Origin of the sequence: Colwellia sp. MB3u-45 (assembly GCF_014077005.1) — a bacterium.
Classification (GTDB): Bacteria; Pseudomonadota; Gammaproteobacteria; order Enterobacterales; family Alteromonadaceae; genus Cognaticolwellia.
In genome coordinates, this window is sequence record NZ_JACGVC010000014.1 from 1 (window position 1) to 235 (window position 235).

The window sequence follows — 235 nt, forward strand, 5'->3', positions numbered from 1 at the left end:
GCGAAAAAAAACCAGTCATTAGACTGGTTTTTTCAATGTGGCGGACGCGGCAGGAGTCGAACCTGCGACCGCCTGGTTCGTAGCCAGGTACTCTATCCAGCTGAGCTACGCGTCCGCAATAAACTGTTTTTTTATATCTCATGCTTAGGAGATGACAAACTTGTACAATATTCATTTTTTAACTAGCGTTAATATTTGCTAGTCTTTATTATTTAGCCACTTAAAGAAAAGTGGC

Annotated in this window: 1 tRNA gene; it reads right to left on the reverse strand. The window is 41.3% G+C overall.

The annotated features are described in order from the left end of the window. Positions 1–38 precede the first annotated feature (38 nt). Positions 39–115 (reverse strand) — tRNA-Arg (locus H4J41_RS00055). Positions 116–235 lie beyond the last annotated feature (120 nt).